The organism is Oerskovia sp. NPDC060338 (genome assembly GCF_042726295.1).
Classification (GTDB): domain Bacteria; phylum Actinomycetota; class Actinomycetes; order Actinomycetales; family Cellulomonadaceae; genus Oerskovia; species Oerskovia merdavium.
Map to the genome: position 1 here is coordinate 71,126 of NZ_JBHXCQ010000001.1, position 20,642 is coordinate 91,767.

The 20,642-nt window shown below is 72.0% G+C and carries 16 protein-coding genes and 1 tRNA gene; 9 read left to right on the plus strand and 8 right to left on the minus strand.

Annotated features, from left to right (window positions below; all coding sequences use genetic code 11):
• Window positions 1-393 precede the first annotated feature (393 nt).
• Window positions 394-480, minus strand: a tRNA-Ser gene (locus ACFWGN_RS00345).
• A gap of 251 nt (window positions 481-731) precedes the next feature.
• Here ACFWGN_RS00345 and ACFWGN_RS00350 point away from each other — a divergent pair.
• From ACFWGN_RS00350 to ACFWGN_RS00360, 3 genes are read left to right on the plus strand one after another with little or no spacing between them, the layout of a single operon-like run.
• Window positions 732-1,370, plus strand: a complete 639-nt coding sequence (locus ACFWGN_RS00350) for a DUF4956 domain-containing protein (RefSeq protein WP_377615181.1) — start codon at window positions 732-734, stop codon at window positions 1,368-1,370.
• A complete protein-coding gene (locus ACFWGN_RS00355; protein ID WP_377615182.1) occupies window positions 1,367-2,224 on the plus strand; it encodes a polyphosphate polymerase domain-containing protein in 858 nt (285 codons plus the stop codon). Before ACFWGN_RS00350 ends, ACFWGN_RS00355 begins: the two co-directional genes overlap by 4 nt.
• Window positions 2,224-4,344 (plus strand): carbohydrate-binding domain-containing protein, encoded by a 2,121-nt coding sequence (locus ACFWGN_RS00360; RefSeq protein ID WP_377615183.1) that lies wholly within the window; start codon window positions 2,224-2,226, stop codon window positions 4,342-4,344. The genes ACFWGN_RS00355 and ACFWGN_RS00360 overlap by 1 nt, the downstream gene beginning before the upstream one ends.
• Window positions 4,345-4,518: 174 nt before the next feature.
• Here the strand turns inward: ACFWGN_RS00360 and ACFWGN_RS00365 are convergent, their stop codons facing one another.
• Complete coding sequence (locus ACFWGN_RS00365; RefSeq protein WP_377615184.1) at window positions 4,519-6,225, minus strand: glycosyl hydrolase family 18 protein; 1,707 nt, start codon at window positions 6,223-6,225, stop codon at window positions 4,519-4,521.
• A 222-nt stretch (window positions 6,226-6,447) separates the two neighbouring features.
• On the opposite strand from ACFWGN_RS00365, the gene ACFWGN_RS00370 reads away from it, so the two are divergent.
• Window positions 6,448-7,290, plus strand: a complete 843-nt coding sequence (locus ACFWGN_RS00370; protein ID WP_377615185.1) for an NAD-dependent protein deacetylase — start codon at window positions 6,448-6,450, stop codon at window positions 7,288-7,290.
• A 9-nt stretch (window positions 7,291-7,299) separates the two neighbouring features.
• On the opposite strand, the gene ACFWGN_RS00375 is transcribed toward ACFWGN_RS00370, so the two are convergent.
• The 3 genes from ACFWGN_RS00375 to ACFWGN_RS00385 all read right to left on the minus strand — a co-directional run bounded on the left by ACFWGN_RS00375 (window position 7,300) and on the right by ACFWGN_RS00385 (window position 9,670).
• Complete coding sequence (locus tag ACFWGN_RS00375; RefSeq protein ID WP_377615186.1) at window positions 7,300-7,941, minus strand: hypothetical protein; 642 nt, start codon at window positions 7,939-7,941, stop codon at window positions 7,300-7,302.
• Complete coding sequence (locus ACFWGN_RS00380) at window positions 7,938-9,035, minus strand: OmpA family protein (protein WP_377615187.1); 1,098 nt, start codon at window positions 9,033-9,035, stop codon at window positions 7,938-7,940. The genes ACFWGN_RS00375 and ACFWGN_RS00380 overlap by 4 nt, the downstream gene beginning before the upstream one ends.
• A gap of 203 nt (window positions 9,036-9,238) precedes the next feature.
• Complete coding sequence (locus ACFWGN_RS00385; protein WP_191805364.1) at window positions 9,239-9,670, minus strand: nucleoside deaminase; 432 nt, start codon at window positions 9,668-9,670, stop codon at window positions 9,239-9,241.
• Between the two features lie 171 nt (window positions 9,671-9,841).
• Here ACFWGN_RS00385 and upp point away from each other — a divergent pair, with 171 nt between their 5' ends.
• From upp to ACFWGN_RS00405, 4 genes are all read left to right on the plus strand, one after another.
• On the plus strand, window positions 9,842-10,477 hold the full coding sequence (upp, locus tag ACFWGN_RS00390) for a uracil phosphoribosyltransferase (protein WP_354508913.1): 636 nt from the start codon (window positions 9,842-9,844) through the stop codon (window positions 10,475-10,477).
• Window positions 10,478-10,815: 338 nt separating this feature from the next.
• Window positions 10,816-11,496: a winged helix-turn-helix domain-containing protein gene (locus tag ACFWGN_RS00395; RefSeq protein WP_377615188.1), complete on the plus strand. Its 681-nt coding sequence runs from the start codon at window positions 10,816-10,818 to the stop codon at window positions 11,494-11,496.
• A gap of 175 nt (window positions 11,497-11,671) precedes the next feature.
• Entirely contained in the window at window positions 11,672-12,682 is a 1,011-nt protein-coding gene (locus ACFWGN_RS00400) for a hypothetical protein (RefSeq protein WP_377615189.1), read from the plus strand.
• Window positions 12,683-12,726: 44 nt separating this feature from the next.
• Window positions 12,727-13,812 carry a glutathione S-transferase family protein gene (locus tag ACFWGN_RS00405; RefSeq protein ID WP_377615190.1) on the plus strand — a complete coding sequence of 362 codons (1,086 nt, stop codon included), beginning with the start codon at window positions 12,727-12,729 and terminating at the stop codon, window positions 13,810-13,812.
• A gap of 4 nt (window positions 13,813-13,816) precedes the next feature.
• On the opposite strand, the gene ACFWGN_RS00410 is transcribed toward ACFWGN_RS00405, so the two are convergent.
• Window positions 13,817-18,460, minus strand: a complete 4,644-nt coding sequence (locus tag ACFWGN_RS00410; RefSeq protein ID WP_377615191.1) for a sigma-70 family RNA polymerase sigma factor — start codon at window positions 18,458-18,460, stop codon at window positions 13,817-13,819.
• Window positions 18,461-18,678: 218 nt separating this feature from the next.
• On the opposite strand from ACFWGN_RS00410, the gene ACFWGN_RS00415 reads away from it, so the two are divergent.
• Window positions 18,679-19,446, plus strand: coding sequence for a hypothetical protein (locus ACFWGN_RS00415; protein WP_377615192.1), 768 nt, complete (start codon window positions 18,679-18,681; stop codon window positions 19,444-19,446).
• A 135-nt stretch (window positions 19,447-19,581) separates the two neighbouring features.
• Here ACFWGN_RS00415 and ACFWGN_RS00420 read toward each other — a convergent pair whose 3' ends face one another.
• A complete protein-coding gene (locus ACFWGN_RS00420) occupies window positions 19,582-19,890 on the minus strand; it encodes a DUF1540 domain-containing protein (protein ID WP_191805350.1) in 309 nt (102 codons plus the stop codon).
• 175 nt (window positions 19,891-20,065) lie between these two features.
• Entirely contained in the window at window positions 20,066-20,614 is a 549-nt protein-coding gene (locus ACFWGN_RS00425) for a heat shock protein transcriptional repressor HspR (RefSeq protein WP_377615193.1), read from the minus strand.
• Between the last annotated feature and the right edge of the window lie 28 nt (window positions 20,615-20,642).

Below are 20,642 nucleotides of genomic sequence, written 5' to 3' on the forward strand. Positions count from 1 at the left end.
GGGGCTGGGGGGCCGGTCGGGTCTCGGCGGGGCCAGCGCCGCGGACGGTGACGGACCTCGACCCGATGGCATGGTGCGCACGACTCGCCGGGTCCAGACGGGCTCCGCCGGGGTGAGTCCGGACGAGCGCCCTACGGGGTGAGTCCGGGCGGTGGCCGGGGGGGGTGTGTTGTTCGTGCAGTCACCACAATTGTGGTGACTGCACGAACAACACAACCTCCCCCGGGAGACGGACAGGGCGCGAGCGTCCCGCACGAAGGCGAAACCCGAGGCGGTTGGCGCGAGATCGCGGGCCACGCCAGCGGCATGATCCGCTCCACCGCCGGGAGCGCCCCAGCGGGGGAGCAACGACGAAGGGCCCCGACCACTGGTCGGGACCCTTCGTGCTGAACGCGGTAGCGGTGAGATTCGAACTCACGGTGGACTTTCACCCACACACGCTTTCGAGGCGTGCTCCTTAGGCCACTCGGACACGCTACCCAGCCGAGAACTCCCGGCTGCAGAAGGATACCCGCTCAGAGCGTGAGGACCGAATCGGGCAGCGGCGGCCTCGCTGAGTGCGGAGTTCTTGCGCGACTTGCCGGGCGTGTCCCGCAAGAACTCCGCACTCAGCGGCCGCCGACGCCCCACGTCCCCGAACTCATATCCCCGGCTACCCCGGGTCATAGGGACCTCACAGGTTCGGACGGCTCACTGGAGGAGTTCACTTCCCCGTCACCTGGAGGTCACCCGTGACCCAGCCCCCACAGCTCGTGCTGTACCTCGTCGACCTCGTCGCCGTGCTCGTCCTGACGTTCGGCCTCTACTTCCCGCGTCACCGGCGCCGCGACCTGGTCGTCGCCTACCTGGGCGTCAACGTGGGAGTCCTGGCGGTCGCGGCGACGCTCGCGAGGAGCACGGTCGGCGCGGGCCTGGGGCTCGGCCTCTTCGGTGTCCTGTCGATCATCCGCCTGCGCTCGACCGAGCTGTCGCAGCACGAGGTCGCCTACTACTTCGCCGCCCTCGCCCTGGGTCTCCTCGGCGGGCTCGGCGCGAGCGCTGGCTGGCTCGGCGTCGCGGGCAGCGCCCTGATCCTGGTGGTCATGGCAGCCGCGGACCACCCGCGCCTCTTGCGCCGCCACCGCAGCCAGGTCATCATGCTCGACCGCGCGTTCCCCGACGAGGCCGGCCTCGTCGCCTACCTCGAGCAGCTCCTGGGCGCGCACGTCCACTCGGCCTCGGTCCAGCGCCTCGACCTGGTCAACGACACGACCCTGGTCGACGTCCGCTACGAGGTCGCGCCGGGCGGAGGCGTCATCGCGAGCAGCGGCGGCGCGCCGGTCGCCGCAGCGCTCCCGGGCGCCACGGGCACGGGGCAGGTGTCGGCATGACCACGTACCTGCCCGACGGCGCCACGCCCGACACCCTCGCCGCACCCCACGCGGGGTTCTCCCCCATCTCGCTCGACGAGCTCGTCGAGTCGGCCTCGCTCCAGACACGGATCGACCGCAAGTACGTCCTGCACCGGGCCGAGGCGCGCACGGTGCTCGCCGACCTGGTCGTGAGGGAGCCGGGCGTGCGGGTCCTCGACATCGACGGGCGTCGCGACTTCGCCTACGAGTCGGTGTACTTCGACACCCCCGACCTCACGAGCTACCACCTGGCGGCGCACCGGCGCCGGCGCCGGTTCAAGGTCCGGACCCGCACCTACCTGGACTCGGGCGAGGCGTGGCTCGAGGTCAAGACACGTGCAGCACGCGGGTCGACCGTCAAGGACCGCGTCGAGCACGAGCCCGACGCCCGGTGCGCGCTCGGCGACGGTCGGCGCTTCGTGTCCGCGACGCTCGACGACGCCGCGATCCCCGCGGCGGCGGACCTGCCGCTCTCGGCCGGGCTCGTGACCCGCTACCGACGGACCACGCTGTTCCTCCCCGGGAACGCACCGGGTGCACCGGCCGCCCGCGCGACTCTCGACACCGACCTCACGTGGCTGCTCGACGAGGGCACGCCCGCGGGTCGCAGCGCGGCGGTCCCCGACCTCGTGGTCGTCGAGACCAAGACCGGGTCGACGCCGTCGTGCCTCGACCACCTGCTCTGGCGCAGCGGCCACCGGCCGCAGCGCATCTCCAAGTACGGCACGGGTCTGGCGGTCCTCCGCCCCGACCTGCCGGCCACGCCGTGGCGGCGCGTCATCCGCCGCTACGTCGAGCCCTCCCTCACCACCTTCGACGACAGGAGCATCTGATGCGACTTCGCAGACCGACCACCGTCACCACCGCGGTCCTGACCGCCACGCTCACCGCCACCGCGCTCGTCGGCTGCTCGGCCGACGCCGGCGAGAGCACGAGCGCCACCACGAGCGACGCCGCGTCGGCCACCACCGCGTCGTCCGCCGTCGCGGGCCTGACCCCCGAGGAGGCCATGGCGGCGAACGCCGAGCCGCACGCCTCGGGAGCCGACGACGAGGACCTCACCTGGGACGAGTCCGAGGAGGTCGCGATCGCCCTCGAGGGTGACTCGGCCCAGGCCGACGGCGACGGTGTGACCGTGGACGGCTCGACCGTCACGATCACCCAGGCCGGCACCTACCGCGTGACGGGCGAGCTGACCGACGGGCAGGTCGTCGTGGCCTCGTCGGGCGACGGCGTGGTGCGCCTCGTGCTCGACGGTGCGAGCGTCACGAGCTCGACGACCTCGGCCCTGGTCGTGGACGACGCGGCGAGCGCCGTCGTCGTCCTGGCCGACGGCTCGACGAACCACCTCGAGGCCACGGGCGCGGCTGCCGACGCGGACGGTGACGGCAGCACCGACGAGCCCGACGGCGCCCTGTTCTCCACCGCAGACCTGACGATCGGCGGCTCGGGTTCGCTCGACGTGGTCAGCGCCTCGACCGACGGGATCGTCAGCAAGGACGGCCTGGTGGTCGCCGGCGGGACCCTCACGGTCGACGCGGGCGACGACGGAATCCGCGGCAAGGACTACCTGGTCGTGACGGACGACGCGTCGATCACGGTCACGGCGGTCGCCGACGGCCTCAAGTCGACCAACGCCGACGACGAGACCATGGGCTACGTCGCGGTCCTCGGCGGGACGGTCGACATCACGTCGGGCGACGACGGCATCCAGGCCGAGACCGACGCGATCGTCGCCGACGCGTCCGTGACCATCGCCGCCGCCGGGGGCGCGGGCGCCGAGGTCGCCGAGGACGCCTCGGCCAAGGGCATCAAGGGCGACGTGGGTGTCGTGGTCGGCAGCAGTGCCGACGTGAGCGTCGACGCCGCGGACGACGGCCTGCACTCGAACGGTGCGGTGTCGGTCTCGGGCGGCGAGATCACGCTCGCCTCGGGCGACGACGGTGTCCACGCCGACGGCGACCTCACGGTCTCGGACGGCACGCTCACGGTCACCGAGTCGGTCGAGGGCCTCGAAGGGGCGACCATCACGCTCGCGGGCGGTGACATCGACATCACGTCGTCCGACGACGGCGTCAACGCCGCGGGCGGGACGAGCACCACGTCGGACACCGCGGGCACCACGCAGGAGGGCACCGCTCCCCAGGGGGCGCCCGCGGGCGACGGCGAGATGCCCGACGACTTCACTCCCCCGGCCGACGGCGAGATGCCGGCCATGCCCGACGGCGCCGCGCCGGGCGACGGCACGGCGGGCGAGCCGCCGGCGATGCCCGACGGCGAGATGCCCGACGGCACCGCCCCCGGCGGGCAGGCGGGTGGCCAGGGCGGTGGCCCCGGAGGCGAGAGCGCCGACACCGGTGACTACTGGCTCAAGATCACGGGCGGGACCCTCGTGGTCGACGCGGGCGGAGACGGCCTGGACAGCAACGGGACGATCGAGATCACAGGCGGCACGACCGTGGTCCAGGGCCCGACGAACGCCGGCAACGGCGCGCTCGACACCGCCGGGGCGTTCACGATCTCGGGCGGCACGCTGCTCGCGGCGGGCAGCTCGGGCATGGCGGTCGCCCCGGACACCGACTCGTCGCAGGGCTGGGTCGCGGCGAACCTCGACCAGACGGCTGCGGCCGGCACCGTTGTCCACCTCCTGTCCGACGACGGCGCGACCCTCGTGTCCTACGAGGTCACCAAGGACACCGAGAACATCGTCTACTCGTCGCCCGAGATCACGACGGGCGCGACGTACGTCTTCCAGGCCGGCGGCACGCTCGGCTCGGCCGACGCGACGGGCCTCTCGTCGGACGGCAGCGCCGACGGTGCCACGCAGGTCGCGACGGCCACCGCGGGCGAGTTCGCGGGCGGCGGCATGGGAGGGATGGGTGGCGGAGGCCGCCGGCCCGGTGCCACCGGCTCGACCGACACCACGGGCGAGGCGACGACGAGCGGTACGTGACGCCGTCGGGCGTGCGCGGCCGTGAGCCGTAGACGCACGACGTCCGGGTCGCCGGACGACAGGACGCGAGAGGGGTGCCGCACCCGAAGGTGCGGCACCCCTCTCCCGTGTCACGGAACGGCCCGCGGCACGGTGCTGCGGTGCAGCGCGGCGGTCAGACCGCCGTCACGCAGGTCATGCCGAGCAGGGCTGACCCGCGTCCCACGCACCCCAGACGTTGCTCCCGGGCACCTCGCCACGGGTCCACCACTGGGCGGTGTGGTTGACGCCCGCACGGGACACGACTGCGCCGCCTGTGTAGGTCGCCTCGAGCGAGAACGCCGGTGCGCACGTGACGACCTCGACCACGGGGGCCGTGCCGCACGGGCCGATCTTCTGCCACGGGCTGCCCGAGGTCGCGGCCGGAGCCGTGCCGCGGGTCCACCACCTGGCCTTGTACTCGGCGCCGTCGTGCGAGACCACGTCGCCCGAGGTGTAGACGCCCGAGGCGAACCACGGCGCGGCGCACTGCGCGTCGACCCCGGGTCCGGGCGTCGAGGCGCGCAGGGTCGAGCCGAGCGTCCCACCGAGTTCGTTCTTGTGGTCACCGCTGAGGTCCCACCACATGGCCCCGCCGTACCCCTCGACCGCGAGCCACTCGGCCTTCGCGTTGACCGAGGCCGGGTCGTCGAAGCTCCACCACTGGTCGCCGTCGTAGCGCCACGACGCACCGATCGTCGGGTCGAAGAACGCCTTGCCGAACGTGCGCAGCTCGGCGTACGTCTTGGTGCCGACGTAGCCCTCGGCCGGCTTCCAGCCCGCGCTGCCGTCCTCGACGCCGTACCAGCCGTGGCCGTACGCCGCGAGACCCGCGTTGAGCTGCTGGGGGTCCGCCCCGGCGTTGACGTACATGCCCATGGCACCGTCGAGGCCCAGGCCCCAGTTCTCGGTGCCGTCGGGGTGCAGGTTGCCCTGGTGCCCGGTCTTGTTCGGGACCCAGCCGCCGTGGAAGTCGTAGCCCTGGACGTTGAGGAAGTCGACCGACGCGAAGAAGCGCTTGTCGAGCCAGCCGCCCTGGCCCGCGTTCCAGCCGCCGGCCGGCGCGAACGCCGTGAGCAGGTAGTCCTCGCCGTCCTGGTCGCCCAGCGCGTCGAGCGAGGAGCGGAACTCCTCCATGAGGAGCAGGAAGTTCTCCTTGTCCTCGGGGCGTGCGTTCGCGGTCTCGCCACCCGTGACGGGCCACTCCCAGTCGATGTCGATGCCGTCGAAGATGCCGGCCGCGGCGCCCGGGCCGCCCTTGTCACCGATCTGGGGCAGGTTGCCCTTGATGTAGATGTCGAGGCACGAGTTCACGAGCCTGGTGCGCCCCTCGGCCGTCGAGGCCGCCTCGGAGAAGTTGTCCGACCAGGTCCAACCACCCAGCGACACGAGGATCTTGGTGTCGGGGCTGACCGCCTTGAGCTTGCGGAGCTGGTTGAAGTTGCCCGCGAGCGCCTGGCCGGGCTTGTCGGCCTTGCCGTCGACGGAGTTCTTGGCGGGGACGAGCCGCAGGAAGTCGTTCTGCGCGTCGCCCTCGCCGGGCTCCTGCGTGATGTCGCACACGAGGTCGGTCGTGACGTTGCCGAACGCGTAGTTGAGGTGGGTCAGGTCCTTGATCGCGCCCGAGGACACGAGGTTCGCGACGTGGAAGTCGCGCGTGACGGGGCTGTCGGCCATGAGGTAGCCGACGCTGCGGTAGCCGTTGATGTCGTCGGGGCCCGCGGACGTCGCAGCGGGCTTGGCAGAAGCGACGGACTGGGGCGCGACCGCCTGGGCAGCGGGGGCCACCAGGACGGATGCCGCGAGCACCGCTGCTGCGGCGATCGCCACCGGCGCGAGCCGGCGCGTGGGTGTGTCTTGCATGAAGGGCCTCGTTGCTCTCCTCCGGGCACGCCCGGAACTTTGTTCGGACGCCTCGCACAGTAGCTGTGCTGAGAACCTTTGCCAAGACTCTTAACCAATAAGTTTCCTATCGGTCCCGCAGATGTCCTTTTTGCCCTATGAACAGGTGTGTGACACTCCGCGCCACCGAGGCCCGTCCGGGAGATTCACCCGGTCTCCGGGCGCACGTCGTACGCTCGAACGGTGCTATCGGAGACCCCTGACACGACCCCGACGACCGACGACGTCCTGCGCCTTCTGCGCGGCAAGCGGCTGACCGCCCTGACCGGCGCGGGCATCTCGACCGACTCGGGCATCCCCGACTACCGCGGCCCCGACTCTCCCCCGCGCAACCCCATGACGTACCAGCAGTTCGTCGGGGACGAGGCGTTCCGCCGTCACTACTGGGCGCGGAACCACGTCGGCTGGCAGCGCGTGCACCGAACGCACCCCAACGGCGGGCACAAGGCCCTCGTCCGGCTCGAGGAGCGCGGCATCCTCGAGGGGATCATCACGCAGAACGTCGACCTGCTCCACGAGGACGCGGGCTCGCGCAACGTGATCGACCTGCACGGGCGCTACGACCGCGTGATCTGCCTGTCGTGCTCGCGCGTCGTCTCGCGCGAGCACCTGGCCGAACGCCTCACCGAGCTCAACCCCCACTTCCTGGAGAGCATCGGCGACCTCGAGGACGTCGAGACCGCCCCCGACGCGGACGCGGTCATCGAGTCGACCGCGCACTTCGTGCCTGCCGCGTGCGAGTTCTGCGGCGGCATGCTCAAGCCGGAGATCGTGTACTTCGGTGAGAACGTGCCGCGCGAGCGGGTCGAGCGGGCCTACGCCATGGTCGACGCCGCCGACGCGCTGCTCGTCGCGGGCTCGTCGCTGACCGTCATGAGCGGGCTGCGGTTCGTCAAGCACGCCGTGAAGACCGACAAGCCCGTCGTGATCGTCAACCGCGGCGCGACCCGGGGCGACCCGCTCGCCACGATCAAGCTCGAGGCCGGGGTGTCCGAGACGCTCGAGGAGCTCGCGGACAGGCTCTGACCTGGTGACTCACTCCTCCTCCTGGTGCCAGGTGACCGGCACGTCCTCGATCGCGGGCAGGCGGGGAACCTCGATCGTCACCGACTTCGTCGCCGGATCGAGCGCCGGGAGGATGCAGGTCTGCGGGAACTCCTCGACGCTGAGCGACTTCGGCTTCAGCGAGCAGGTCTGCACGGCGCTCTCGCCCGCCTCGCGGTCCGACTCCCGAAAGCTCAGGAGTCGCTGCCGGGTCTCCGGGTCGACGACCGCGAAGCCCTCGAGGTAGTCGAAGCTCCATTGCTCGCCCGACAACGAGGACGGGTGGAGGCTGATCTCCCCACCATCCCCCGCGGCGAGCGAGAACCGCACGACGGTCCTGTCGGGAGAGGCATCGACGGAACGAACCTCCACGACGACGGATCCGGTCCGGCCACCACCCAAGGAGACGTCTCCGCGGGCCGTGCCCAGCACAGGGAGGTCCTCTGCTGCTGTCGACGCCTGAGCGATGTCCTGCGCCGAGACCTCGGGCGGGGAGTCCGGCTCCTCGGCCGTCGTCGTCTGCGAGGGGTCCCCCGACGCGTCGGGGGTCGCGGCGCCGCCCGAGCACCCGCCCAGCAGCATCAGGGCGACCACCAGGCCACCCCACGCGCCCCTGGTCCTCGTGCCGTTCATCGCTTCCCCTCCTGCACCGAGTAGACGACCGTGACCCGACGGTTCGCCTGCTGCCCCTCGTCCGAGGAGTTGCTCGCCACGGGCTCGGACTCGCCCTTCCCCACGGCCGCGAGCGTGACCTCGTCCCCGACAGCCGGCTCGAGCGCCGCCAGGACCGACGCCGCCCGCTGCTCGGAGAGCGTCTGGTTCTCTGTGTCGCTGCCGTCGGAGTCGGTGTGCCCGGTGACGACCACCTCGCCGGTCCCGCGGGCCGCGATGTCGGCCGCGACGTCGGCGAGCGTCGACTGCGCGCCCGCGGACAGCACCGCAGACGCCTTGTCGAACACGACGTTCGCATCCAGCGTCACCGCGACCTGCTCGACCGTCTCCTCCGTCCGAGCGACCTGTTCGGCGTCGGCCGTCCGCCGAGAGAGCCCGAAGACCGTCCCTTCGGCACCCGCCGCCGCGATCCGGTCGCTCGACGGCAGCTCCGGCCACCCCTGGCCCAGCAGCACGGCCGGCTCCTCGACGACCGGGGTCAGCGCCCCGTCACCGACCGGGACCTCCGCGACGACGTCCCGTCCGATCACGACGTCGACGGTGGTCACCCCCTCCGGCAGCTCGGGGAACAGCGCGAAGGCCACTGCGAGCTCGCCCGGCTCCGCCTGCAGGTCTGCCGTTGCCGACGTGAGGGCCTCGCCGTCGACGGCGAGCGGTCGATATCCCTGCAGACCGACGATGTCCAGCAGCTCGACCGCGGAGGCCATGTTGTAACCGTAGAGCCCGGGCTCCTGGAGGTCGCTCGGGAAGGCGTTCACCCCTCCGCTCCCGATGCCCTTCGTCGGCTCGGTGAGCGAGTAGTAGAGCACCGTCGCGCCCTCCAGGCGGTGGACGCCGTGCACGATCCCCCGGACCACGGGGTCGCTCCCCAGGCCGAAGGACGGATACGCGAAGGTGCCGCGCATCGGGGCCTCGACGCCGTCGACGAGCACCACGCCCTGCGTGAGATCGAGCTCCTCGTCCGGAGCATCCGACGTCTGCGCAGCGGCGACCGGCCCTCCGGCAAGCACCGCGACGAGCGCCACGCCCGCCGGAAGCCAGCGTGCAGACCTCATGAACATCCCCCTGTCTCCGACCGTCCGCCTCGTCGTCACCGACGCCCCCGCAGGACCGGTCCCCCTCGGCGCCCGGACGTCCGCGCGCCGAGCCGCGAGGTCCTCGCGGCTCCCGGGCAGTATCGCGCAGTCTCGCGGGTGGCGCGGGCCCCGTTCAGCAGCTGGGACCGGCAGGACGACGCCGCCTCGGCGGCGCCGGCCCGTCAGCGCTGCGTCTCGAAGAACTCCCGGATGAGGTCGCCGCACTCGACGTCACGGATGCCACCCACGACCTCGACGCGGTGCGGGTTGCGCCGGTCGCGCACGATGTCCCACACCGAGCCGCACGCGCCCGCCTTGGGGTCCCACGCGCCCAGCACGAGGCGCTCGACCCGCGCGAGCGTGGTCGCTCCCGCGCACATGGCGCACGGCTCGAGCGTCACGACGAGGGTGCACCCTTCGAGGCGCCACGAGCCGAGCGTCGCGGCGGCCTGCCGCAGGGCGAGGACCTCGGCGTGGGCCGTGGGGTCGCCGATCTCCTCGCGCCGGTTGCGGCCGAGGCCGAGCAGACGCCCGTCGGGCCCGACGACGAGCGCCCCGATGGGCACGTCGCCCGACGCGAGGGCGTGGGTCGCCTCGTGCAGCGCGAGCCCCATGAGCTCGTCCCAGACGGCACGGCGGGCCGCGACCGTGTCGGGCGGGAACGTGCCGGTCGCCCAGGGCAGGTCGAGCCCCGCGGGGCCGGGCGTTGCCGGGCCGGGCTCTGCGGTGGGGGCGACGTCGTCGGGGACCATGCTCCCGAGGCTACCGGGCGGTACCCTCGAACCATGCGCCTGCACGTCGCCGACCACCCGCTGGTCGCCCACAAGCTCACCGTCCTCCGCAACAAGGACACCGCCTCCCCGACCTTCCGCCTCCTGGTGGACGAGCTCGTGACCCTGCTGGCCTACGAGGCGACGCGGGACGTCCGGGTCGAGCCCCACGAGGTCCAGACCCCGGTCACCACGACGGTCGGGGTCCGCATCGCCGAGCCCCGTCCGCTCGTCGTCCCCATCCTGCGTGCGGGCCTGGGGATGCTCGAGGGCATGACCCGCCTGCTGCCCACCGCGGAGGTGGGCTTCCTGGGGATGCAGCGCGACGAGGAGACCCTCGAGGCCGTCACGTACGCCAACCGCCTCCCGGACGACCTGACGGGTCGCCACGTGTTCCTGCTCGACCCCATGCTCGCGACCGGCGGGACGCTCGTCGCGGCGATCGACTACGTGTTCGAGCGCGGCGCCCGCGACGTGACGGCAGTGTGCCTGCTCGCGGCCCCGGAGGGCATCGAGGTCCTCGAGAAGGCGATCGGCGACCGTGTCGACGTCCAGCTCGTCGTGGCCGCGGTGGACGAGCGTCTCGACGAGAAGGCGTACATCGTGCCCGGCCTGGGTGACGCGGGCGACCGCCTGTACGGGGTCGTCTGACCGAGCCGTCGTCCGCGCGCACGGAACGGGGTCGCCGGGAGGTCCCGGCGGCCCCGTCCTGCGCCACGGTGCCCGACGACGCCACGTCCGTCCCATTTTCGCGTCTCACCTTGTGAGATTCTCCGCTCTCCCCCTTGGCGACCCCCGACGTCGCTGCCATGCTCACCTGGTGATCCCCTCGCTGAGCTTCCGCGGCGCCACCCGGCGCCCGAGCGTCAGCATGTCCTCCTGCGTCTGTTGTCCGGCCTGACTCGCTCAGCCCTCTGACAACCCTGCCGACCCTCGTCGGCGCCGCTCCGGCTCCCCGCCGTCGAGCGGGAAGACCCCTGGAGCCTCGCATGACCACGCTGACCCAGAAGTCCGCCCAGCCCCACGCCGCGCACCGTCGCAACCACCCCGGGTTCGTCCTGTACGTCGGTGTCGACGCGGCGTCGGGCGAGCACCCGCAGGCCGAGCTCGTCGAGCTCGCCGAGGCCCTCGGCGAGCTCGCGCGTGAGTGGCTGCCGGCCGCCGAGACCTACACGGCCCTGACCCTCTCCGAGCCCGCGACCGACTCGCACGAGCCGCTCGTCGACCACGGCCGACGCAAGGTGCGCGGGCGCAGCGCGGCCCGCCGCGCCGAGATCCCCACCCCGGCCCCGGACCTGGCGCCGCTCGGTGACGTCAACGCGTTCCGCGACCGCCTCGCGGCGCTCTCACCGTTCCCGCGCGTCGTGATCGACCCCGTCGGCCGGCGCGTCACGGTCGACGGGTCGGTCCAGCGCCTCACGTACAAGGAGTTCGAGCTCCTGTCGCACCTCTACCGCTCGGCGCACCGCGTCGTGACCCGCGAGGAGCTCTTGTCGACGGTCTGGGGAGCCGACGCCGTGCGCGACGGCAGCCGCACGATCGACGTCCACGTCCGCCGGCTGCGCGAGAAGCTCGGCCTCCAGCACGTCATCACGACCGTCCGCGGGCTCGGCTACCGGTTCGACCCGCAGACCCACGTCGTCCTCAGCGGCTCGGGGGACGCCGCCTGAGGACTGGTGCTGCCGGGTCGGGCGCACGTGATTCCGTGGGGGGATCGGCGCGACCCGGCAGCACGGCTCCTGCGCGCGGAGCCACCCGGAGGTCACGGGCTGGTTTGGCCGAGGCGCCCGCGAAGGGTTGGATGGACCGGTTCATCCGTTCCGTCCCAGCGAGGTCCTCTCCGCCGTGCCCGTGCTCCCACTGCCCGCCCGACGCTCCGTCGGCCTCCTCGGCGCAGGCGTCGTGCTCGCGCTCCTGACGGGGTGCACCGGGACCGGAGCCACCGCGGCACCGGCCGCGCCCGCGGTCCCCGTGCGGCAACCCGTCACGACCCGCGCCGAGGCCGACGCGCTCTTCGCGCGGCTCACCTCGGCGCGCAACGCCGCGAACGCGACCCGCGACGCGGCCGCTCTCTCGCTGCTCGAGACGGGGCCGAGCCTGCGCGCCTCGACGTTCGCCTACGCTGCGCAGACCGCGCAGGGGGCCGCCCCGGTCGCGCCCTACACCTCGACCGTCGGCACCCTCGCCGCCCCGGAGCGCGGCACCGCGGACTGGTTCTACTCGTTGAGCGCCCCGGGCGACACCGCGGTGGTCTCCACCACGGGCGAGTACGTCGAGTCGACGTTCTTCACGCGCACGGGCGAGGGCGCACCGTGGCTCCTGACCTACCGGCTGGCGACCGACCCGGCCGTGGCCCTGCCGCAGCCCGCGCTCGTGGGCGGCTCCGCCGTCGTGCCCGACGACGACGCGCGCGCCCGCGGTGACCTCGCCCTCCAGGACGTGGTCGCTTACGCGAGCACCGGGCAGGCCGCCCCCACGCTCGACGTGACGGACGCCGACCAGCTCACGACCGCGCACACCCAGGGCTTCCCGCTGCCCGACCTCTCGCCCGACGCCGGGGCCGAGCAGCGCGCGTGCACGCTCGAGGACCCCGCCCCGGCCTGGGCGTCGTCCACCCGGGGGATCTTCGCGATGGCCTCGGTCGAGTGCACGCAGAGCGTCGCGCTCACGGGAAGGTGGACGGCACCGACGCCCACGACCGCGACGATCGGCACCGTCCCGGTCGGGGCGCGACTGACGGGGTGGACCGTCTCCCAGACCGTCACGGTCCTCGTCGAGGTGCACGACGACGGCACGTCCCGGGTGGTCGGGTCCCGCCTGCGCCCGGTCCGGACGGACGTCACACCCGCGCCGTGACCCGGATCGCTGCGTCCGCCCGGTCGGCGACGTAGGTTCGGAGCATGAGCGACGCGACCGGATCGAACCCCGTCCCGCGCGGCTGGAAGCGCCGCGGCCCGCACTTCACCGACCGGATCGCGGCGAGCAGCACCTCGCAGCCCGGCGGCCAGGGCGACGACCAGGGCAGGTGGCCCGTCGAAGCCGGCCGCTACCGGCTCGTCGCGAGCCTCGCGTGCCCGTGGGCGCACCGGTCGATCATCGTCCGGCGCCTGCTGGGGCTCGAGGGCGCGATCTCGCTGGGGATCGTCGACCCGATCCAGGACTCCCGGTCGTGGCGCTTCACGCTCGACCGCGACGGGATCGACCCCGAGCTCGGGTCGCACTTCCTCGCCGAGCACTACCTCGCGCGCGACCCCGAGGACGACGGCGGGGTGAGCGTGCCGGCGATCGTCGACGTCCCGTCCCGGCTGCTCGTCACCAACGACTACCCGCAGATCACGCTCGACCTGTCGACCGAGTGGACCGCCCACCACCGTCCGGGCGCCCCCGACCTGTACCCCGAGGCGTGGCGCGACGAGATCGACGACGTCGCGGAGAAGGTCTACGCCGACGTCAACAACGGGGTCTACCGGGCCGGGTTCGCGGACTCGCAGGAGAAGTACGACACCGCTTTCGGGATCCTCTTCGAGCGGCTCGACTGGTTGTCGGACCGGCTGTCGGAGCGCCGCTACCTCGTGGGCGACCACATCACCGAGGCCGACGTCCGGTTCTTCACGACGCTCGTGCGCTTCGACGCGGTGTACCACGGGCACTTCAAGACCAACCGCAACAAGATCACCGAGGACCGGGTCCTGTGGGCGTACGTGCGGGACCTGTTCCAGAGGCCGGGCTTCGGTGACACCGTGAACTTCGACCACATCAAGCACCACTACTACCGGGTGCACACACAGCTCAACCCGAGCGGGATCGTCCCCGACGGCCCCGACCTGTCGGGATGGCTGACCCCGCACGGGCGCGAGTCGCTCGGTGGTTCACCGTTCGGCGACGGGCGAGCACCGACGACAGCGACCGACCTGGCGTCCCACCACCTGGCACCGCTCGCGGTCCCGGTGGCCGGTGAGCCCCAGGCTGCGCGGCCGCGCGACTGACCGTCTACTCCGCGTCCCACGTCGTGCGCCCCAGGAGGGTGTGCGGCGTGAAGAGCGAGAGGTGGGAGACCGTCGCGACGTAGTTCGCCCCGTGGCTCTGGACGCGGTCGCCCCGCACGTAGAACTGCCCGTACTGCCAGGCGGGCAGGCACGTCTTCCCGGCGACCTGGAACGTCCACGACGCCCCCGCGTCGGTCACGACACGGTAGGTCGCGCCGGCCTCGCCCGCGTTGGGCGCCTTGACCTGGATGCTCGTCCCGGGCTGCACGGTGCGGGTCGAGTCGCGCACGACCGCGGCCGACCCCTCGATGTGGAACGTCACGGCCTGGGTCGACGCGCGGTTGTCGTACACGAACGTGACGGGCTGGTACGAGCGCTGCTCGTTGTCCTCGAACCAGCACGCGCCGACCGTGGGGGCACCGACGACGGGGGCGATGACGACCGGCACGTAGCGAGCCGCTTCGTAGCCCGCGGTGCTGGTGCTGGTGTACTCCTTGCCGTCGACCGTGCGCGACTGCCGGAGCTCGACCTTCCCCGCGGGGACCTCGCTCTTGCCCGTGTCCTGGGCGAACGTGGCCGTGGCCCCGGGCTCGACCGTGACCGGTGCACCGGCACTGCCGAACGGGGTGACCATCGAGACCTGCATCGACTCGTTCGAGGAGTTGGTCAGACGGCCTGTCAGGTGGACCGTGCGGTCGACGACCGCGGAGGTCGCGGAGGCCTTGACCGTCCAGTCCGGCGCGTAGCAGGACACTCCCGGCACGGTGTGGTTCGCGACCTGGACGCCGTCGGCCAGGACCGTGAACGCCGCACCCTGGGCACCGACGCTCGTCCGGACCGTCTCGGTCTGCCCGGCGGCGACCGTCCGGGCGAGGTCGTCGCGACCCGCCACGGTGAACTGCACGGGGAGCGTCGAGCCCGAGTTGTCGAACGTGAGGGTCACGGGGGCCGACGAGGCGTGCGCGTCCGGGTCGAACACGCACTGGCCGACGACGGGTGCCGGGCTCGTGGGGGCGATCGACGCGGCGGCGAACGGTACGGGCTGGTTCTGCGTGAACCCCTTGCCCGGTGCGCCGACCTCGGTGACCCAGCGATACTGGCGGAAGGTGACCTTCCCGGCCGCGACCTGGGCCCTGCCCGTGTCGATCGTGAACGTGCCCGTGGCGCCCGGGGCGAGCGTGACCTTCTCCGAGTCCTTGACGTCGCCCAGGCCCGCCGGAGCGAGCATCCGCACGTCCATGGCCTCTGCCGTCGTGTTGGTCAACGTGCCCACGAGGCGGACCGAACCACCCACGTTCTGCGCCGCGACCGAGAACTCCTGCGACCACGACGGCACGTAGCAGCTCTCACCCTGGACGGTGAACGACCCCGCCGAGCGACCATCGGTCGCCACCGTGAGCCTGTGCGCACCCAGCCCCTGCACCAGGCCCGACGCCGTCACGCTCACCTTCTCGCCCGCACCCACCTCCGTGCGCAGCTCCTCATGACCCACGACCCCGAACACCACCGGAAGCGTCGAACCCGAGTTGTCGAACACGAACACCACGTCGAACACCGACGCCCGCGTCACCGGATCGAAACGACACGCACCCAGCGACGGCTGCGACACCTCCGGAGCGATCACCGCCTTGGCGAACGGCGCCTCGAAGCCAAGGATCGGAGCAGGGTCACCCTGGGCGTCCGACGGCGACTGTTGGGAAAACCGAAGCTTGCCCGCATCCACAACACGCTGCCCCGTGTCGACGGTGAACTTGGCATCCTCCCCGGGCTGGATGACCTTGGAATCAGCAGAGGAACCGAACGGCGTGCCCTTGAGCGCCACTTCGAAGGGCGTCGTCGTGGTGTTCTGGACCGTCGCGATCAGTCGTACCTCGCCGCCCACGTTGGACGAGACGACAGTAACGTCCTCCTCGTCGAGGAGCCTGGGCTCGAAGCAGTCGAGGGCGTCGACCTTCCCAGCGGGAACTGTCGGAGCCGTCGTCGTCGTGATGCCCGGGAACGCCCCGAACTCCCCGACGGTGGCGGTGAGCACGACGCTCGCGTCACCACCGAGCGTGCGAAGGTCCTCGTCGAGGAGTAGACGCCCTTCTTCCCCGGATCGCAACGGAACGGGATCACCTGGTCGACCGGCCACCGAAAGCCCAGCCGTCAAGTTTTGGTAGCTCGTCGTGTTCTTGTATTTCGCACTGATAGTGACGCGTCGACCCCAGTCCGACTCGCCCGGTACGCAAATAGCACCTGCCGTACGAACTACTCCTTCCTGGACGCCCTTCCAGGGAGCCTGCACGATGAGGTCGGCACGCTTGACCGCGCTGAGTCGCCGGCCATCGAGCCCCGAAGCGAACGCTTGAAAGGTCAGTTCCGCTCCCGCGCCCCCGGTCCCCGAACCCTTGCGCCCGACCGCGACAAGTTGGACCGTCAGGTCGACCGGCAGCTCGGGTGCAGAAGCGCTGGCAGAGACAGGGAGATCGACGCTTGCAACTGGCTGGCAGACGCTGGTGTCCTCGGCTCCCTCTAGGGGCTGACAGCTCCAGCCATCCGTGACCGATCGCAGCATCGTCCCTGCCGGAATTCCGGCAACCTCGACCTTTGTGAGCTCTGCTCGCTCGTCTCCGGAGTTGTACGGCTGCAGCAGCACCTCTGTCGCGCCCGGGTTGATGAGTCGGCCGACCGATGGCGTGCGCAGGGAGAGCTCGGCACCGAAATTGGACACCGGTACCTGCGGAGTGGATCGATTCACCGGCGCAAGGCCCTTGCCGCGGACCGATCCGCCGAAGCTGTACGTGCCCCCGCGGGAGGCCTGCACCGTGACCACGAGCTCCTTCTTCTCCCCCGGCGCCAGGACGCCCACCGAGCAGGTCACGAGCGAGGTGCCGTCCCCCTGGGGAACGGACGCACCGCACGGGAGCGCCGCGGTCTTCAGGACGGGCACCACTCCTCGCCCGGCGACGACCGTGGAGCTCACGACCGAGACGTTGGCCGGCAGCGTGACGTCGACGACGACCTCCTGGGCGGAGGTCCCGCCGGTGTTGGACGCCGTGAGCGTCAGGTCCTCCGGGTCTCGAGGAGCGAGCTGGAGCGGGGCGAAGGCCAGGTCGAGCGAGGCCGGCGCAGGATCGACCGGGTTCACGGGATCCACAGGGTTGGCCGGGTCCACCGGGTTGGCCGGGTCCACGGGGTTCACCGTGCCCGGGGAGGGCTGCCCGGTCCCGGTATCGCTCCCGGTACCCGTGCCGGTACCTCCTCCGGCTCCCGTTCCGGTCCCCGCGCCGCCGGCGCCGCCCGAGGTGGTCGGTGTCGAACCGGCCGTGTCCCCCTCGAGCGGGGTCAGGTTGGCTGGGGACGTGGGGTCGGCGCTCGGAGCCGTGGGCGTGGTGGAGGGAGTCCCGGACGGCGTGTCGGTCGGCGACTGCGACGGGTCGGAGCTCGCGCCCGCGCTGGGCGGGGTGTCCGAGGAGAAGCCGCCGTTCACGGCGACCACACCGATGCCCACGGCCGCGACCGCCACGACGCCCACCGCGGCTGCGACCAGCGGTGACGCCGCGATGAAGGCGGCGAGGCCCGTCGCCCCGGCGACGGCGGCCCCCGAGGTCGCCGCAGCGGCGCCCGTCGCACCGGCGGCGGCCGCCACTCCCGCGGCCCCTCCTGCTCCGGTTCCTGCCGCGACCGATCCACCGGCGGCTCCGGCCGCTGCCGTCGCGCCTCCTCCCGCTGCTCCCGCAGCTCCGGTGCCACCAGCCGCCGCACCACCACCGGAAGCACCCGCGGCCGTGCCGGAAGCACCTCCCGAGGCGCTGGCGCCGGTCGCGCCACCGGCGACGGCACCGCCGCCTGCGAGAGGCAGCGCGTGCCCGACGAGCCCGAGCCCCGCGACCCCGAACACCAGGGGCGCGATCACCGCACGCATGCCGTGCGAGACGTCACCGAGCTCGAGCACGAGGCCCCGGCACTCGCCACACCCTTCGAGGTGAGCGTCGACCTTGGCGGTCTCCCGCTTGGCGAGCCCGCCGCGGACGTAGGAGCCGAGCAGCGGGTTGACGACCTCGCACCCCTCGCTCGTCGCGCCCGTCAGGTGCTGCTGGAGGTAGGCCTGCCGCAGTCCTTCGCGCGCACGGTAGGCGAGGGCGGAGACGCCGTTGGCCGACAGCCCGAGCAGGGGTGCGATCTGGGCCGGGTTCATCTCCTCGACCTCGGTGTACCAGAGAACCGCCTGCCAGCGCTCGGGCAGGCCCTGGTAGGCCTTGGTCACGACCGAGCGCTCGAAGCCCTGCAGCGTCGGGTCCTCGGTCGAGGCCATGGGGCCGAACGCGGTCTCGAAGGTCTCGACGTCGTCGGTGGGCTGGGTACGCCGGACGCCGTTGACCAGGTCGTACGAGAGGCGCCGGACGACGGTGAAGAGGTAGGCCCGGAACGTGACGTCGGGCCCACCGCCGGTCTGCAGGATGCCGAGGACCTTGGCGAACGCCTCGGAGACCACGTCGTCCGCGTCGGAGGACGAGTGGACGTACTGGCGCGCCACGGTACGAGCGGCCACCGCGTGCCGCTCGTAGAGCGCACCGAACGCGGAGTAGTCGCCACCGCGTACGGCGGTGATCAGCTCGGCGTCGCTCGTCGACGCGCCGTCCGCGTACGTCTCGACCTGGGTCATTACCTCGCCCCTGACTGCGCCTCGTGCAGTTGAGGCTCCTCTCGCTCATAGTAGACGTCACGGAGCCCAGTGTTTTCAACGTCTCACGGGTAGTTTGCCCGGGTTGTCCTCTCCTCGGTGGGCCCGTTCGCGCGGACCGTCCGTGACTCCGAGCGGATGAAACCAAAATGCTCGGTCGGTATCGCGTCATGAGTGCCGGCCTGAGGGGTCTCATCGGTATGGACCTACGACCTGGCTACCCCCAGCCAGCCGTCGACTCGCTGCTCGCCGAGTGGCAGGCGGCGAGCATGGACTCCGTCTGGCTGCGCCCCGGCGACTGGTACCACCCTGCGGTGGAGGCTCTTGCCGAGGCGCTCACGGACGGGCTCCCCACGGCGCCCGCCGCCGACCGGCTCGGCGAGGCTCGGGGACACGTCGGCATCAGCATGGGCGAGACGATCGACGATCTCGCGTGCCTGTTCCGCGCCTGGGGCACCGAGCCCGGGCTCGACACCCTGCGCGCCCTGAGCACCGGCTGGGTCCGGGGCAACGAGCCGAGCCTCCTGGTCCCGCTCACGACCGACCCGCGGTCGGGTCTGGCCACCCCCGAGTACCTCGTACAACGCCTGCGCGAGACGTACGGTGCGGGCGAACGCAGCGGCCGGCCCGCGTCCCGCACGCACTGCCTGCTGCTCGTGGACGTCGCGGTCGACCGGCTCGACGGATGGCAGAGGATCGCCCGGGCCGCCGCGATGGGCAAGATCTTCAGCGAGGTCTTCGGCACGGGCCATCCGGTCGCGACGCTCGGTGCGGGCGTCTACGCGGCGCTGTGCGAGCGCAGCCCTGACCTCGAGCCGCTGCGCGCCGAGCTGCGGCACCGGATCGAACGCACGGCGCTCTCGTACGGCGTGACCGCGGTGCTCCGGCGACCTCCGCGCGTCTGGGTCGAGCCGCTCCCGACGGCTCATGCGGGAGCCGCGGCGTTGCTCCAGGCGCTCGGGCGCTGACCTGGCCCTCGACGGATCACGCACGCGCCGCCAGGTCCCGTAGACGGCTCGACGCCCCGGCGTCCGGCGAGGGACGAGCGGGGCGTCGAGGGGATCGCGCGAGAGGGGGGACGTCGCGCGGGGGTTCCGGCTCGCTCAGCGAGGAGCGTAGGTGAGGCAGTCCGCGTGGTCGGCACCCAGGGGGCCCGCTCCGACACGGATCGAGGAGGCGTTGCACTCGAGCGCCTCGTTGTGGGCACACTCCCCGCGCTGGCAGGCGCCGACGTGGGCGATGACCTTCTCGAGGCCTCCCTTGGCCGTGAGAGGGATGAACGTGGCGCACTCGGCCTCGCCGCCGTGGGCGGCGATCGTCACGGCACCGGCGTGGCACCCGTGCTCGTGGTTGTATCCGCATCCGTCGATCGAACACTCGACGACCTGGGGCAACTCCATCAGGCTGCTCATGGGACTTCTCCTTGCTCGAAGGGGCGGGGCGTCCGACCGTGCATTTCCTTCACGGTATTCCCTGTCGCAGCCCTTGTACAGGAAGCAAGGCCTCACTCACTTCGGCGGAATTCCACCGTTTTTACGTCACGCAGACCTCACGTAAATGTCCACGGAATTGCCGGCCGCAGTTTTTTCACACGTTCTGGAACGCACTCCGACGGGGCTCAGTCCCCGCGCCCGGGACGCCACAGTCCCCGCGCCCGGGACGCCACAGCACCAGCGCACGGGTCTCCGTGCTCTGCCCTGCGACGCTGCGCCCGGCGTCCTCCGGACTCCCTCGTCGGACCCGCCGGCCGCGCGGGACCATGACCACGTCGCCACTGACCCCCGCGGCGAAGACCCGTCCGCCCTCGAGGCGTGCCGAGAGCGCGTCGAGCCGGGACTCGAGCTGGTCGACCTGCTCCTCGAGCGCGAGGATGCGACGGATGCCTGCGAGGTTGATGCCCTCCTCCTGGGAGAGCCGCTGGACCTCGAGGAGCTTGGCGACGTCGCGCTGCGAGTACCGGCGCCCGCGCCCCATGGTGCGGCGCGGGGTCACGAGTCCCAGCCGGTCGTACTGGCGCAGCGTCTGCGGGTGCATGCCGGCGAGCGCCGCGGCCTGCGAGATGGCGAGCACGGGGGCGTCGTCGTACGCGTTGAACGGCACCTGCGCCGTCGCCGCTCCGGGATCTCTCCTGACCATGCGTCCTCCTCTCACCATTCTGCTCTCG